The organism is Leptospira kemamanensis (assembly GCF_004769665.1).
Taxonomy (GTDB): Bacteria; Spirochaetota; Leptospiria; order Leptospirales; family Leptospiraceae; genus Leptospira_A; species Leptospira_A kemamanensis.
In genome coordinates this window covers 83,662-99,376 of sequence record NZ_RQGG01000013.1, presented here as the reverse complement: position 1 = coordinate 99,376, position 15,715 = coordinate 83,662, and the positions used below count along the sequence as shown (strand labels likewise).

At 37.3% G+C, this 15,715-nt stretch carries 13 protein-coding genes; 6 read left to right on the top strand and 7 right to left on the bottom strand.

Annotated features, from left to right (window positions below; translation table 11 throughout):
- Positions 1-1,977 (top strand): PP2C family protein-serine/threonine phosphatase, encoded by a 1,977-nt coding sequence (locus tag EHQ59_RS05105; RefSeq protein ID WP_135618096.1) that lies wholly within the window; start codon positions 1-3, stop codon positions 1,975-1,977.
- Here the strand turns inward: EHQ59_RS05105 and EHQ59_RS05100 are convergent, their stop codons facing one another.
- Positions 1,978-3,567, bottom strand: coding sequence for a peptide chain release factor 3 (locus tag EHQ59_RS05100; protein WP_135618094.1), 1,590 nt, complete (start codon positions 3,565-3,567; stop codon positions 1,978-1,980).
- An 87-nt stretch (positions 3,568-3,654) separates the two neighbouring features.
- On the opposite strand from EHQ59_RS05100, the gene EHQ59_RS05095 reads away from it, so the two are divergent.
- A complete protein-coding gene (locus EHQ59_RS05095) occupies positions 3,655-5,733 on the top strand; it encodes a 6-bladed beta-propeller (protein ID WP_244245394.1) in 2,079 nt (692 codons plus the stop codon).
- Positions 5,714-7,726: a tetratricopeptide repeat protein gene (locus EHQ59_RS05090; RefSeq protein ID WP_244245393.1), complete on the top strand. Its 2,013-nt coding sequence runs from the start codon at positions 5,714-5,716 to the stop codon at positions 7,724-7,726. The genes EHQ59_RS05095 and EHQ59_RS05090 overlap by 20 nt, the downstream gene beginning before the upstream one ends.
- Here EHQ59_RS05090 and EHQ59_RS05085 read toward each other — a convergent pair.
- Positions 7,692-8,267: a hypothetical protein gene (locus EHQ59_RS05085; protein ID WP_135618091.1), complete on the bottom strand. Its 576-nt coding sequence runs from the start codon at positions 8,265-8,267 to the stop codon at positions 7,692-7,694. The genes EHQ59_RS05090 and EHQ59_RS05085 overlap by 35 nt on opposite strands.
- A gap of 26 nt (positions 8,268-8,293) precedes the next feature.
- Between EHQ59_RS05085 and EHQ59_RS05080 the strand changes: the two genes are divergently transcribed.
- Complete coding sequence (locus tag EHQ59_RS05080; RefSeq protein WP_135618089.1) at positions 8,294-8,794, top strand: SRPBCC family protein; 501 nt, start codon at positions 8,294-8,296, stop codon at positions 8,792-8,794.
- On the opposite strand, the gene EHQ59_RS05075 is transcribed toward EHQ59_RS05080, so the two are convergent.
- On the bottom strand, positions 8,756-9,211 hold the full coding sequence (locus EHQ59_RS05075) for a methylglyoxal synthase (protein ID WP_244245392.1): 456 nt from the start codon (positions 9,209-9,211) through the stop codon (positions 8,756-8,758). The genes EHQ59_RS05080 and EHQ59_RS05075 overlap by 39 nt on opposite strands.
- Before the next feature lie 50 nt (positions 9,212-9,261).
- On the opposite strand from EHQ59_RS05075, the gene EHQ59_RS05070 reads away from it, so the two are divergent.
- A complete protein-coding gene (locus tag EHQ59_RS05070; RefSeq protein WP_135618085.1) occupies positions 9,262-10,059 on the top strand; it encodes an FcpA-related putative periplasmic flagellar protein in 798 nt (265 codons plus the stop codon).
- Positions 10,060-10,062: 3 nt separating this feature from the next.
- On the opposite strand, the gene EHQ59_RS05065 is transcribed toward EHQ59_RS05070, so the two are convergent.
- From EHQ59_RS05065 to miaB, 3 genes are all read right to left on the bottom strand, one after another.
- Complete coding sequence (locus tag EHQ59_RS05065; protein WP_135618083.1) at positions 10,063-10,893, bottom strand: hypothetical protein; 831 nt, start codon at positions 10,891-10,893, stop codon at positions 10,063-10,065.
- A 70-nt stretch (positions 10,894-10,963) separates the two neighbouring features.
- Positions 10,964-12,556, bottom strand: coding sequence for an LptF/LptG family permease (locus tag EHQ59_RS05060; RefSeq protein WP_135618082.1), 1,593 nt, complete (start codon positions 12,554-12,556; stop codon positions 10,964-10,966).
- The gene (miaB, locus tag EHQ59_RS05055) at positions 12,553-13,926 is read right to left on the bottom strand and encodes a tRNA (N6-isopentenyl adenosine(37)-C2)-methylthiotransferase MiaB (protein WP_135618080.1); all 1,374 of its coding nucleotides are present in this window, start codon (positions 13,924-13,926) and stop codon (positions 12,553-12,555) included. Before miaB ends, EHQ59_RS05060 begins: the two co-directional genes overlap by 4 nt.
- A gap of 62 nt (positions 13,927-13,988) precedes the next feature.
- Here miaB and EHQ59_RS05050 point away from each other — a divergent pair, with 62 nt between their 5' ends.
- Positions 13,989-14,591 carry a J domain-containing protein gene (locus EHQ59_RS05050; protein WP_135618078.1) on the top strand — a complete coding sequence of 201 codons (603 nt, stop codon included), beginning with the start codon at positions 13,989-13,991 and terminating at the stop codon, positions 14,589-14,591.
- Here the strand turns inward: EHQ59_RS05050 and EHQ59_RS05045 are convergent.
- Positions 14,576-15,715 carry a DUF1574 domain-containing protein gene (locus EHQ59_RS05045; RefSeq protein ID WP_135618076.1) on the bottom strand — a complete coding sequence of 380 codons (1,140 nt, stop codon included), beginning with the start codon at positions 15,713-15,715 and terminating at the stop codon, positions 14,576-14,578. The genes EHQ59_RS05050 and EHQ59_RS05045 overlap by 16 nt on opposite strands.

Genomic DNA, 15,715 nt, shown 5'->3' with positions numbered 1-15,715 from the left:
ATGAATTTGCAATTCACCAAAATTCGATCTCTTTATTCGAATTTTATTTTCGTTGTTCGATCCAAATCATTTCTAAAACTATTTTTATCTCTCTTAGTTTTTCTCATTTTACCATACAGTTTGATTATTGGGAGGATGATTTATCGGGAATACAAAGATGCTTTGGATTGGAACCAACGATTTCAATTGGTGCGAATCCAATTATTAGCAATCGATATTGAAAATCAAATCAGACAAACCTTAGAAATAGAATTCTCTAAAACAAATAAATTCAAATCGAATCCTTATTCTTTCACAGAAATCCAATCCGTTTGTCCGGGTTTCGTTTTAGAGGAAAACAAAAATATTTCCTTTTTCATCTTACCATGTGAGTTTGAAGGGAAACTCAATTCTTACTTTTTGGTAAACGATGGGAATCGTTACCGATTGTTTCCGAGTACATTTTTAGAGGAAGCGTTACTTGATTCTTCTTTCAGTGATCCCAATGAAGGATTGTTTTTACTCAATCAATCGGGGAATTATGGTATCTCCGGCTTCATCGAAGATCAATTTTTGGTTTCAGCCATTTGGAAAGAAAAAGCAAAATCATCTTTGCAAACGAACTCCAATTTACCGACACTCAAAGAGGTCGAAATCGATGGTATGGGCTTTTTTCTTGTCGGGATCCCCTTGTATGGATTACCGGTTCACCTATTTGTCGTAAGCCCCATCCATCTAGTCTTACAACCCATTCTTGATTCCTTAGAAACGAATATCACAACACTTATATTGTTACTCGTCTTTACCTTTTTTATCTCCACATTGATTTCCCTCAGAGAAATTGAATCCAAACAAAAATTGAGTTTAATCCTAAATGAATTTCCTCATGCCGCAATTTTATATGATTCCGTTGGCGAAGTCCTTTTAGAAAACCCCCGAATCGAAACCAATTTAGATTTAACAGACGTTTATTTATACCAAGAACCTTTGAAATCTTGGTTAAAAAAAGAAGTATTGGTGTTTCTAAAAGAAATCCAAAACCTATCGATTGTCACAACAAAAGAGAAAACAATTTCTGAAAATCCATCGAATTCCCAAAACCAAACCAATCCAAATGGGCAAACGTTACGAAAAGACGAATTTGAAGTTCTGACAGAAAATGGAACCGTATTACTTTTAGAGATCACTTACCAAATTTGGTATTTTGAGGAGAAAAATCATTTTGCCAGTGGTGCCCTTCTTTTGGTCCAAAATGTTACCAAAAAAAGATTAGAATTTGAAAGGGAAATGGATTATGCCAAGGATCTTCAAAAGAAATACCTACCCAAACAAATTCTATTTTTTCCGCGTTTTGATTATGAAATCCTGTATCGACCACTCATCCAAGTTGGTGGAGATTATTATGATTACATCGATTTAGGTAACAATCGTTACATATTTGCAATCGGAGATGTGATTGGTCATGGAGTGAAAGCTGCCATGATGATGACCGTTTTGAAAGTACTTTTTCATCAAATCACAAGAACGGAAACAAATCCAGAAATGATTTTAGTCAAAATGAATGAAGGAATTTCACGTCATTTCCCGGATCCATATGCGTTTGTTCCCTTTCTCTTTTTACTTTTTGATTTGAATGTAAACTTGGTTTATTATGGAAACGCAGGCCACCCAGGAATGATTCATTATACAAATAACACTTCTAAATGTTATGAAAAATTAAACCCAATGTTTGGTATGTTACCCAAACTAGAACCCAAAGTATTGGAATTCCCGATCCTAAAAGGAGATCGGTTTTATCTCTTTACTGATGGATTAAAAGATGTTGAAAATTCAAAAAAAGAAAAAATTTGGGAAAAGGAACTGATGTCATTTTTTGACAAAATGAAAGAAAACCATATTTCCTTTGTAAAACAAGAATTAGACTTCAAAATCAGATCTTTTTCCGAAGGAATGGATTTACTCGATGACATCACATGGATTGGCATCGATGTGATTTGATCATTCTTCGAGTGGTGGATTGTCCAATAACTTAATTTCTTCGTTATTTTTATGAAAATAATTCATATCCCATTCTGTATCAAATAACAAAGCCATATTTCCAAACAAATCTTCCACCAAATTCGCATTTGATGGAATTTTTGATCGGTCTTCCTTTTTTACCCAACGGGAAATTCCATAAGGTAAAATATTGATGGAAGTATCAGCCCCATATTCATCTTTTAATCGACGTTGGAATACTTCAAATTGTAGTTTTCCCATGGCACCGATAATAGGAACTCCACCACCAATGGTTCGAGAAGTAAAAAGATGTAAAATCCCTTCTTCTGCTAATTGATCCAAACCCTTTTTAAAGGATTTTAATTGTAAGGTGTCTTTGCAAGAGATGGTTGCAAACAGTTCCGGAGCAAAACTAGGAAGTGGCCTCAGAGGTGGTGTATTGCCTGTAGAAAGTACATCACCAATTTTATAGGTTCCTGGATTCACAAGCCCAATGATATCACCAGGGTAAGCTAAATCCACAGTGTTCCGATCTTGTCCGAAAAAAGCAAAACTAGATGATAACTTTACTGGTCTGTCTAATCGATTATGATTTACGTTTAATCCTCGTTCAAAAACACCGGAACAAATTCTTAAAAAAGCAATTCGGTCTCTATGCGCCTTATTCATGTTTGCTTGTACTTTGAACACAAACGCACTAAAAGGAGAATTCACTGGATCGAGATAATTTCCATCACGAAGAGGAATATGATCAGGACCTGGTGCGAGTTCTAAAAATTTATTTAGAAAGAGTTCAATTCCGAAATTATTTACCGCCGAACCAAAGTAAACGGGTGTTTCATTTCCTAATAAAAAGGAATTTTTGTCCACTTGCCCAATTCCATTTTCAACCAAATCAATTTGTTCACGGAAAGCTTTTACGATTTCTTCATCAAACTGTTCGTCAAGACTTGGGTCATTAGGACCTGCCATGCGAAACCCTGCTTTTTGTTTTCCACCAGGGGTGCGGTCGAATAAATACAATTGCTGGTCTCGTAAATCATAAACTCCCTTGAAATCAAAACCTGTTCCCAGCGGCCATACATCGGGCACTGCCTTAATGCCTAAAACCTTTTCGATTTCATCTAGTAGGGCATACAAATCCTTAGTGGGACGGTCCATTTTGTTGATAAAGGTAATGATGGGAATTCCCCTATCCCGACAAACACGAAATAACTTAATGGTTTGCGGTTCGACCCCTTTCCCGGCATCTAGAACCATGACCGCCGTATCAGCAGCCATCAGAGTTCGGTAGGTGTCTTCTGAGAAGTCCTCGTGACCTGGAGTGTCGAGAAGGTTTAAAATACTGTTTTTGTACTCAAATTGGAGGGCAGCTGAGGTGATCGAGATTCCCCTTTCCTTTTCCATGGCCATCCAGTCGGAAGTCGCCGATTTCCCTTCTTTTTTCGCTTTTACTGCCCCCGCCAATTGGATGGCACCTCCATAGAGAAGAAGTTTCTCTGTCAGCGTGGTTTTTCCCGCATCCGGGTGGGCAATGATCGCGAAGGTTTTTCTTCGCTTAACTTCTTTTTCTATGATTTCAGGCGACATAATGACAATTCCATCTTAGCCAAATTGGCGAATCTGTCGAGAATAAAGAAAGACAGGGCTCCCCGATCCCAAGGAAGGGGTTGACTTGTGGATTATGTCCCATTAAACTGGGGGACAGAGGGAGAGTTTTTTTTGCGAAAGTTTGTATCCATCATCTTTCTTTTGGTCTGCACCCAAATCTTTCCTCTAGACTTTCCCAATTTTTCCTTAGGTGAGGAGAATGCCAAGGAAGAATTCAAACGTGGACTCACTTATAAAAATTTAAGGGAATATTCCGCGGCCAAAGAACGTTTCCAAAAAGCAGTAAACTTAAAAAAAGATTTCCACTTAGCCCGACTTGAACTAGCAAACAACTACTATTTGTTAGGTGAATGGGAGGAAGCTTTAGATGAATTGGAAATTTTGGCATCCAAAGCTAAAAACGATTTACTCATTTCCAATAAAATTGAGACACTTCGCCTAGCAATTGCAGGTGGAGTTACAGAAAAGGAAAAAGTATTTTTTAAAACAATTGAAGGTGACTCCATTCGAGGGTATCGCTTTCGAAATCCCGTTGATATCACTTTTGATGAAGATGGAAATTTTTATGTAGCAGGATTTGACACTTCCAATGTCATCAAGTTCAATGCAGCAGGTAACCCCATTGCCAATTGGCGTGGAGGAATCACGAGAAAATTAGATCGCCCTGTTTCCATTGTGTATCAAAATCAAAAGATTTATATCGCTGATTTTGCACGGGATGAAGTTTTAGTTTTTGATTTATCAGGAAGTTTTTTATTTTCAATCGGAAGTCCAGGAAAAGGCCAAGGCCAATTTCGCGGACCTTCTTCTATTTGTTTTGATAAATTAGGGAATTTATATGTTGCCGATTCAGGGAATGGCCGGATTCAAAAATTCAATTCCAAACAACAGTTTGTCATGGAGATCACGGGTTTAGGAAATTCAAAATTAGTCAACCCATCAGGAATCACGATTGATAACCAAAAGTTGTATGTAGTAGACAAAGATAAACTTCAAGTATTCGTATTTGATAATGATGGAAATACATTAGAAACCATTTCAAAACCAGAGTGGAAAAAACCACGTAACATTCGTGTTTTAGACAATCAGATTTTTTTGACAGATGAATTAACTGGCATCTGGACCTACTCTTTGTTTAACGGCGAGTGGAATCAATTACCTAAGTTTCGCGACAAAAAGGGAGTTTACCGAGTTTTATTCCGACCTTTTGCAACGAATATGGATGCCACGGGTAGTTTGTATTTTGTAGATTTTGGAAAACACAGAATTGATATTTTTTCCCAAAAAAACAATTTATTATCCAATTTGGATTTAAAAATTGAGTCCATTGATACTTCTGATTTTCCAAACATCCACATTTATACCCGAGTTAAAAACAGGGGAGGAAAAGAAATCGTAGGAATTGACCGACTGAGTTTTCGAATTTTCGAAAATGATAATATGACTCCCCTTTTCTCTTTAGCAAACAAAAACAAACTCAATGATAAATTGCAAATTGCAATGGTGTTTGAAAATAGTGAGTCCTTAAAAAAAGGAAAATTAAATTTAGAAGATGGTTTGTTTCCTTTATTTCGATCCTTACATGATACGGACAAAGTCACTTTATACCGAGCGGGAAAGGATAGCCAACTCATCCTTCCTGAAACAGTTTCTCTCCGAGATATTCTCGCAAAAATCAGAGACAGCCAAGCAGAAGAAAAGTTTAACTTTGGGAAAGCAAGTATCACCGCGATTAAAAAATTATCTATGGAAACGGGACCAAAAATTTTAGTGTATTTAGTTTCCAAAGAAGCAAAAGAAGATAGTTTTTTACAATACCAAAAATCAAGAATTGTTTCTTATGCAAAAGCACATTCCATTCCCATTTACGTTCTCACTACCAATCCAAATCCCAATTTAGAAGAATCTTGGTCCGATATTACAGGGCCAACAAATGGAAAATACATCGTCTTAGATGGAGAAGGTGAAGAAAGAGAGTTGTATAAAGAATTTAAATCGCAACTCGATTACCGATATATCTTATCCTACAAAACCGATACGAATCCTGAGCTGATCAACAGATACATTAAAATTGGCATTGGAGTGGATCACCGTGGAGTGAAAGGAAGAGATGAAGGAGGTTATTTTGTACCAGAACCTCGGTAAGTCCAAATTATTGATTGTTTTATTCATAGTTCTATTTGTGAACATCAACCTAGTGTTTGGTGAGTCATCTGCTTTGGAAGATATCGCAGAGGGAAAAAATTTCCAACAAGGGAATAACTGTCGTAAGGCCATCTCCTTATACCAGTCTGCGTTACAAAAAAATAAAAACTCTATCGAAGCCAAATTGGGAATTGCTGACTGTAGTTTTCGTTTAGGTTCGTATAAAGAGAGTAAAAAATTTTACTTGGATATTCTACAAAGAGAATCAAAATACATCCCAGCTGTAACGGGACTTTCGGAAATTTATCTATTAGAAGATGATTTTAAATCAATTTCTAGTTTGATCGATCCATTACTGAAGGAATACCCAAACCATACAGGCCTACGAATTTCCGAGGCGAAATCTCTTTTAAAACAAGGGAAACTGGATTCCGCATTATATAAAATCAAAAACCTAGCAGACCGATTGGATGAACCAGCTGACTTACTTCGGATGTTAGCGGAAATTTATTTTTCCAAAAAACAATTTGAGAATGCCTTACTTGCGATTGATACCTACACAAAAAAAGAACCCAATGACCCAGATGGTTTTGCTTTTAAAGCCAAAATCCTTTTGTACGAACACTACTTTCATCCCAATTTACTAGTTTCCACACTTCCCAAAGTTAAGGAAACCTTGGAAAATGCTTTAAATTTGGATCCAAAAAATGAATCTGCTCGTTTTTATTATGTGTATCATGATTTAATTTTAAGTAATGCCAATCAGGATAAAGATCTAAAGAATAAGGCTTTTAAAACCATATACGAACTGGCACGTGAATTTCCTGAAAATCAACTGTATCATAGTTTGGAAGCAAATCTAGCATGGGAGCTAGGTGAAACAAAATTTGCGTCTTATCATTATAGAAGAGCTTTAGCTCTCGATGACTTAGATGAAGTTTTGCGTTTTGAAGCAGAAGAATACACAATTGAATCAGAAAAGGAAGAATCGAAATTACGAAGAGAATTAGGTGACTACCGAAGAGACAGGTTTTATTCCGAAAAACATTCGTTATATCATAAAAGCAGTTTATTTCATTTGTTTCGTGCGAGGGACTTAAGTGCACAAACTCCCACCGTCAGAAAGGAGTTACTCGAATTTTATAACCAATCTGGGGATGCCGTTAAATACACAAATTTACTTTTACGGTTACGAGAAGAAGATCCTAATTCTTTTAAACTTCAAAACAAATTAGAATTTGTATTAAAGAATTTAAAGGATTCCATTGAATTCAAAGAAGGATATTTACAAATCGAACCAAATTCCGTTCTGGATACTCCGATTCGTTATAGTCCTGAAGTCTATGTATTTGATTTAGAATCCATTTCTCCCTTTCCCTATCATTTGCAAGCGGGAAGACTATTTGCAGAAGCACTTCGTTACCAATTAAAAAATATGTTATCTGTCAGAGTGATCGAAGGATCCGAGTTCAAACAAATTCGTACTTTATTAAAAGAATCTAGTTACCATCCCTTTTCCCAAACCATTCCGTTTTCAATTGATAACTTACATCACTTAGATTCAAAACGCAAAAACGCAAGCAAAGTACGTTATGTTGTTCATGGAAAATACCAAATCGAAAACGGTGATATCAAATTTGATATTTCTGTGTATGACAGAGATCAATTAAAAGATATTGCCAATTGGAAAACAAATCAGCGTGGTAGAGATAGTTTGCCAACCATCGTACACCGAATTGGTGAACGTATTAAACAATTATTACCTGTCGAAGGGAAAATCCTAAAAGTCAAAAAAGACGAAGTGATTGTATCCTTAGGAAAGGATGATGGTTTAAAAACAGGTTCACTTCTCTCTTTTGAAAGAAGAGGAAAGGCTTTGTTTGATGGTGAGATCCTAAACCTAGGAAAGTCCATATGCAGTGTGAAACCAAAAATGAGAGGTTGGGAAAAGGAACTTGCTACAGGTGATTCCGTGGTGTTGAAACGGGACTAGGATAAAAGGAAGATAGATAAGTCAGAAGCGATTCCGATATTCTTTTTTCTTTTTCCTCATCTAGTTCCTTCAGCTCTAATTGACAAACCGTTCCCTTCATAAAAAGAGAAAGGACCTTTTCTTTTTGAAACAATAAATTCAACTCAGGTAGTAAAGAAAAGAAGTCAATCGCCTCTAAATACAATTCCTCTTTTGCAAATTCATAATTGGAAACAATTTTATGGATCTCTTTTTTGGATGTGGGTAACCATTCGATATCCACATTAGGATAGAAGTAGAGTTTTCCATCGTGAAGTTGGAATTGTCCGTTTTTTAACTTGGATTCCACTTCTTCGGATTCATAGCGTACATACCCATGATCGGTTTCAGATTTTTCCTGAAAACCTACGAGAACGTCTCCTCTTCCATTTTTGTTTTGTTTGAAACTGACAAATAAAACCTGATCTTTCCCAAGTTTCTTTGATTCTTCTTCGATCCGACAAATTACATCTGGTTCCAAATTCGTTCTTTTCTTCTTCTTTTGCCAAAAAAACCAAGTCATTCGAATTTCTTTTCCTTCTAATCAATATGGAAACTTTTATTTTCCGATCACAATTCCCTGTCACCAAAGAACAGTTATTTCAATTCCACGAAGATCCAATTGGATTTTCCACTTTGATGACAGCAAATCCAGGAATTCAAGTGAAACAAAAACCAAAGTCCCTTGCTGTGGGAGAAGTTGCGATTTTAAAAGTTCCCTTGGTTCCCATGATTCCTTTTCTTTATGTGACTTGGATCGCCAAACATACAATATATGAAAAAAACAAAATGTTCCAAGACAACCAAGAAAAAGGTCCATTTAAAAAGTTTTTACACTCTCACGTTTTTTTAGACGTGGAAGATAAACCAAATGAATCCATTCTATCTGATGAAGTTCAAATTTCGTTTTATCTTTGGCCTATCTCAAAATATTTTATTTATCCCATCTTATATCTTATGTTTCGCAAACGACACCAAATGACGGCTGCTTATTTCAAAACGAATTTCCGTTTAATTTTTAGCGGGTATTCTCGAACCGTAATCGATTAGTTGCCTGTTATATTCTTTGTCCATAAGGGAAGAAGATATTAGAAAATCAGCACTAGAACGATTGCATGCCATAGGAATATTATATAATACTGCAATGCGAAGTAAGGCTTTTACATCTGGATCATGAGGTTGTGCTGAAAGTGGATCCCAAAAAAACACCATAAAATCAATGGAATCTTCCACAATTTTGGATCCAATTTGTTGGTCCCCACCCAAGGGACCCGAGATAAATCGAAATACAGGAAGTCCAATTTGTTCATGGATGAGTTTACCTGTCGTTCCCGTGGCAGACAAATGGTGTTTGCTTAAGGTTCCTTTATTGAATTTCACCCAATCTAAAAGGTCCTCTTTTCGGTTATCATGTGCAATCAGGACAATCTTTTTAGTAATTTCCATTTTTCTTTGAATTAGTACCATAAATTGATAGTTCTTGCCAATATCTAGGATTCAAGGAAAGTTTCCCTGAAATGGTCAATCGAAACCGATTTTTTTGGATCTTCCTCATTTTATCCCTCCAATCAGCATTTGCAAAGGATGTGAGTCCAAATGTGGATACCCGTGTGGAGTCGATCCTACCCACGAGGCCAGAATCCGGGTCTCCTTGGGGAGAAAATGCACTCGCCACCGATACCATTCCCGTTCTCGACTTAGTGGATGAGAAAAATTCCCAAAAACGTTGGAGTGACGCAAGTAAGGAATACTCACTTGCCATCGATGGATTCGAACAAGGCAAAAAGAATATCGATAAACGCCGCGAGGATTTTAAAAAGGAAGTGTTTTACGAGGACCGATACGAATGGCAAAAGGTAGCAAGAAGGGAAAACAAAGAAAAAGAATTTCAGAAACAATTGTATGATTTGAGATCACAAACCACTTTACGTCTTGTCAAAGCAATGAACCTGCTTGATAAAATTGAAAACCCTAAAGTAAAAGAAAGTCCATCCTACATCGATTTAAAATCGGGAATTTACCGAGAATACATCAAACACCAAGAATCGTTTAAGAATTATTTACAGGTGATCGACTTTACCACTCGATACATTGATATTTCCTCGAAAAACGAATTGGAAGCGGAACCACATCGACTGCTTGCCCTATCTTATGAGAAAATGGAACAAAATGCCTTTCGTTCTAAAAACCAAGAACTTTATTATGAGTTTAAAGAACTCAAGAAAAAACATCTCTTACGATTTGCAGAACTCCATTATGGACGGGAATCAAAAGAGTTTGCTACGATCGAAGAAAAAGTGGGAAAGGATTTTTAAGTCCTAACTCATCCCTAACTTTTTTTTCAATGCACGATTTTCTTCCACAAGCTCTTTGATCTCTTGTTCTGTGTATTCAAACAAACGATCTTGTGCTCTCAAGATTTTATCTAAATTCATTTCTTCGATTCGTGAATAATTGAGTACTTCTTCTGTTGCCTTTTGCAATTCCAAAGCTTGTTTTAATTCTTTTTCTCGTAACTCATCCAATTGTTGGCTTGCTTTCACACGTTCATGTAATTCAATCAACTCTTGATTTTTCATATCATTCACTTTTTCGAGAGCAAAATTGATGCCGGCTTGGCTCCGTTTCACAAGTTCCTCATATTGGAGGATGGAGCGAAGGGCTTCGTTTTCCTTTTTCGATTCTTCGTATTCTTGATGGGCCAAGGAAAAGACACCTTCAAAAAATCCAACATTTTCTAAACAAGAGTTTCCTATATCCAAGGCAGCTGCTTTGTAAGATTCGGATTGGATGGTTCGATCAAGGATCATCCTCAATTCCCGTACATGGAGTGGATTTTCTAGTACCAAATACTTGGGTTGCGATTGCACCATCTCTTGGATTTGGTTCGCACCATCTTCAGAAGATACCAAAATCAAAGAAACAAATGGACTAACTTCAAAAATAGAAGTGATTTTGTTTTGGATTTGTTTCCATTCTGCCAAACTGGCTTGGATGAATACAATATGGATATCGTTCGGTGTGATTGAAATTTGATCCAATTCGTTTAAACCAATTTGGTTGACTTGGATTTTGATTTTTGAATGTTTCCAAAGCTCCACCGGAAACGGACGGCCTTGGGAAAGATTCCAAATGTATGAAGTTTTCAAACCCGATCTCCTAAACTACAACTAGTCTCTATGGAACTGTAGATAGAGTAATTTTCTAGCAAATTTTGTCTTATTTTTTCTTGGGAATTCGATTTTTTAACGATTCCCAAACAGTCTCGATTCGGTCACGCAATCGGAAGTAAAAACCTAATTTCTTTCGAATGGAGTCCGGTAATTTGGCATCGGTTCGGGAAATCATAATATAAACGGAAAGAGAGGCAATGACAATATTGGCAGACCAAGGTCCTACCCAATCCGGAACGTTTTCTTTATAAGAAATTCCAGAACCAAAGATAAAAAATGTATAATAGATCAGCAAAAAGATAACAGCTAAGGTAAAACTCATCCCCTTTCCAGAGCGTTTCACAACAAGACCTAAAGGAAACGATAAAAAGAAAAAAATCTGGCAGGAAAGTGGAGTGGCGAATCGTTTGTGGATCTCTACGTTAAATCCAGTGAGAGTCTTTTTGGATTCGTTGAGAAGCTCAGAAAGTTGAGTGTATAAGGTAAATTTCTGCGCCATATCTTCTTGATTACCGGAAGTTGCTCCTATGATTAACTCATATTTAAACTGTTCCACCATTTGTTTTAAACCACCCACACCTTTGATGGAAAGCCCATACTCTTTTAAGATTTCTAATCCTGGAATTTTTTCCAATCCATCCGATTCAATGGCATTTCGGATTTCAATTAACATGGGTAAGGAGAAGGTATCAGGTTTGACATTGATACTCATAGTCTTTGTATCTTTTTTTGCTGGAGTGTTATAATCCATCTCCCCATTCATAAAATTGGTGACTCCAATCGCATTCGTTTCGGGATCCCACTCGATTACATATCCTTTTTTCAAACGAACGGATTTTTCAAACTCACCAGCTGCATTCCTTTTTTCTACGAGTAATCCTTCTTTCGCATTGATGATCTGTAACATTTTGGATCCACCCATCGGTACTGCCAAATTGTTCACCATGATAAAATCAGTTCCATCCGCCGAGATCGCCCACTCACGGATTTGTACATTACTTAAATTGCCGTCTTCATCCACTCCACCCGAATACATGGTTCGACCTTTCTCGGAAAAAAAATCCTGGGTTTTATCCCCTGAAAATTGACCTGGTTGGATGGCGAGAAGTGGATTGTAAGTGGCAATCCAGTTGTCAAAATCTTTCATCTTACGCGTGTTCTCTGGCCCAAGATAAAAATTGAGGTAACCCACAAATAGGGTCATTACAAAACCAAATAATAAAAAATTACTATAAATAAAGGGAAAGGAGACTCCAGAAGCACGCATGGCAGTGATTTCCGAATCTCCCGACAAACGTCCTGCTGCCATGATCCCAGACATCAGACAAGCCATGGGAATGGTCATAGGAAGGGTATTTCCAAACACATAACCCATATAGTCTAGTAAGCGAAAGAAATCGACACCCTTCCCCACAAAAAGACCAATCATCTTTTGGATGGCAACGGCCATATAAATCATCGTAAAAAAAGAAAGAGCAACTAAAAAGGGACTTAAAATTTCCTTTAGGATGTAAATCCTTAAAATGGAAGGTTTGAAACGTTTCCATTTTCCCAAACGATCTGTATCCACCATAAATCCAGGTGGTAACTCGTCCTTGGAGAAAACACGAACCGTTCTTAAGTCAACAGGTTTACTCAAACAAGTTTTCCTTTGAGTGTGGCACTGGTAGCCTGTTCGATGACTACGTTTACCGTTTTACCAATCCAATCAGACAAATCTAAGGATTGACCTTCTGGAATTGGAAACACTACCATACGACCGCAGTGGGAACGACCACATAACTCTTGTTTTGATTTTTTAGAAGTATTCTCTATTAAAATCGAAAACGTTTTCCCGATTTTGGATAGGTTTTTTTCTAATGAAATTTTGGTTTGTAATTCCACAAGTTCGATTAGGCGTTTACTCTTTGTTTCTTCTGGCACATCATCAATAAACTTCCGTTTGGCGATTGTACCTTCTCTTTCCGAATATTTGAACATATAGGACATGTCAAATTTGACTTTGTTTACAACTTCCAAAGTTTCTCGAAACTCTTCTTCTGTTTCGCCAGGAAATCCTACGATAATGTCTGAGGTAATTCCAATATCAGGAATCACTTTTTGAATTCTCTCTACCAATTCCAAATATTCTTCTTTGGTATAACTTCGTTTCATATCGCGAAGTACTTTGGAACTTCCTGCTTGGAGTGGCATATGGATTTGTGAAGAAAACCTTTCTTCTTTTGCCATCAGAGAGATCAGATGATCTGGAAAATCTTTGGGATGAGGGCTTGTAAACCTAATTCGTTCAATTGTGGTTTCTTTTAGAATGGATTCCACAAGAGCACAAAAATCAAACCTTTCATACGAGTAGCTATTTACATTTTGTCCCAGTAGAGTGACTTGTTTTACACCCATCGCTTCCAATTCTTTGATCTCGCGAATAATGGATTGTGGTTCCCGACTCCGTTCCCGTCCGCGTGTATAAGGAACCACACAGAAGGTACAAAAATTATTGCATCCTCGCATAATGGTGACAAACGCTTGGATCCCATTCACCACTTTTGGTTCTAATTCATCATAGGTTTCTGTGCGAGATAACCTTGTGAGTTGCACATCCCTTTCCCCTTGGCGAATGTTTTGGATAAGCTCAGGTAAGGTTCTGTAGTTGTCTGGCCCCACAATGAGATCGAGGGGTAATTCCTGGTTAAAAAGGTCCTCTCCCAAATTTTGAGCCATACAACCAAGAACACCAATGACTAAGTTGGGGTTCTTTTTTTTCAGGTATCCTAACGATTGTAAGCGGCCATAAATCTTTGCATGTGCATTTTCTCTTACGGCACAAGTATTGAGAAAGATAATATCACTGTCTTCCACTGAATTTGTGGTTTCATAATGTTCCTTGCGAAACAATTCCTTCACGATGCCAGAGTCGTATTCATTCATTTGGCAGCCATAGGTCTCAACATAGACCTTTCCCAATTGCGCGGGGCGGTGAGTTTCCGTGCTTTCTGTGACGGTAGGGTTCATAATGATATGTTTTCTCGAGAAAATTCCTTGTAAAGCAAAGAAGAAACGAATCTAAAGGGTATATGGCTCGTACAAAACGGGAAACCTATTATGAAATTCTGGGTGTTTCCAGAGATTCCTCACGGGAAACGATCGAGGAGGTTTTCCTGAAGGAAATCCAGTTCTTTCGGTTACTGGAGACAAGTGGGAGTTTGGAAGCCCAGGAGAAAATTTTAGAGCTAACCAAGGCCTATCTCACACTGTCCGACCCACAAAAACGAAAGAAATACGACGGGGAATTAGACTTTGAATTTGTTCTCTTGGATGGGAAAGCCAAAGATCCAGAAATCGAAGAAGCCTACGATGCCTATCGCCTTGGCCATAAAAAGTCTTACCAAGAAATTCTAAAAGAGTTTACTAAGTTTCGAGAAGAAATGGGGGAAACACTTTGGGTTTTAAAAAAAACGACCATTTACCTTGTCGGTAACCTACTCGTGTATTCTGGTTTGGTTTTGTACAGGTCGATCACAAGCCACACAAATCCTATGGAAGCAAAAGAAGATTCGTCACAATTTGATACTCTCTCCCTATTCTTTTTAGGATTTAGTTTTCTCGGATACTTGTTCTTTCGTTTTACCTATTTGCCAAAACAATTGGAAAAACGTCGAAATCAAAAACCCAATTGAACGAATTTCGGAAACAGGATCGGTAATAGGTTTGGAAAACAAGCCCCACTCAAATGGAGTGAATCGACAAAGTCCTTACATTTCCAATTTGGATCGGTATTTGGATCCACCACATAAAACTTCGAATTTGGATGTTTGGAAACAATCTCCACTTCTTTTCGAATTTCCGCATTAAAGGTTTCCAATAGTCCACCAGTTAACATCCGTTTTCTGAGTGGTTCTGATACCACAGGAAAATAAACGATCACAGGAATCCCTGTTCCATCCAATTTTTGTAACATACGTTTGAAAAAGTATATCTGAGTGGCAGATAAACTTTGACCTCGTAAGTATTGGTTGTACATGGCTTCTGCATCTCGTTCTAAAAACACATCCATATTGGCAAATTTGATTTCATTCGGAAGTGCACCAAACTTTACTCGATTCACGTGTTTGATTTTATCAATATAACCACGTTTGTGTTCTTTTCCAGTAATTCCTGCGGTCATACCAGGGAAAAAACCAATTTCAATTTCCTTGTTATTGGCTTTGATAGCTGTAGGATCTAACGGGTATTTGTATAAAGCAAATAATTTTTTAAGAAAGTATACTTCTACTTCATCCACAGAAAATCCTTCGGCATTAGTTTGCCAAGGGTCCTTGGTTCGAGTCCGGAAAATATCAATGTTTTGGATCACATAAAATGGATCATACGAACCATTTAAGGAATAATCAATGGAGGCTCTGGCAAAAAGAAGTGGATCTACTTCAATCAGTACATACCGAATGGGGAGTTTCGTTTCTAATACCCGCTCCAGCCAATACGATTGGAAGCTCGGTGGACCAAAGGGTGCTGCATAATTAAACGAATTGGTATCCGGAAAAAACTCCTCCAACATCTCCGAATCAAATTCGCCGGAACGAGAACTTCCGAGGATGAGTCCTATTTGTTTTTTGGGATTCTTTTTTGCTTCTGCAAGCATTACCTCAAACAAATCTTCTTTTAATTCATAAAACTTACGTTCAATTTTTTTCCAGCTGTAGGTATTCTCCACAACTACAGGTAGGAAAAAAAGTTTATCCAAACAAAATAGTAAAAATGCTAAAACGAGTGGATACAAAACAACAGGAAACGTTTTTTTCAT

Bases quoted from the DNA above. Each gene is read 5' to 3' on its own strand.
- EHQ59_RS05105 (WP_135618096.1), top strand. From the start codon at position 1: ATGAATTTGCAATTCACCAAAATTCGATCTCTTTATTCGAATTTTATT.
- EHQ59_RS05050 (WP_135618078.1), top strand. From the start codon at position 13,989: ATGGCTCGTACAAAACGGGAAACCTATTATGAAATTCTGGGTGTTTCC.
- EHQ59_RS05075 (WP_244245392.1), bottom strand. From the start codon at position 9,211: ATGGTACTAATTCAAAGAAAAATGGAAATTACTAAAAAGATTGTCCTG.
- miaB (WP_135618080.1), bottom strand. From the start codon at position 13,926: ATGAACCCTACCGTCACAGAAAGCACGGAAACTCACCGCCCCGCGCAA.
- EHQ59_RS05080 (WP_135618089.1), top strand. From the start codon at position 8,294: ATGGAAACTTTTATTTTCCGATCACAATTCCCTGTCACCAAAGAACAG.
- EHQ59_RS05045 (WP_135618076.1), bottom strand. From the start codon at position 15,715: ATGAAAAAAACGTTTCCTGTTGTTTTGTATCCACTCGTTTTAGCATTT.
- EHQ59_RS05070 (WP_135618085.1), top strand. From the start codon at position 9,262: ATGGTCAATCGAAACCGATTTTTTTGGATCTTCCTCATTTTATCCCTC.
- EHQ59_RS05085 (WP_135618091.1), bottom strand. From the start codon at position 8,267: ATGACTTGGTTTTTTTGGCAAAAGAAGAAGAAAAGAACGAATTTGGAA.
- EHQ59_RS05100 (WP_135618094.1), bottom strand. From the start codon at position 3,567: ATGTCGCCTGAAATCATAGAAAAAGAAGTTAAGCGAAGAAAAACCTTC.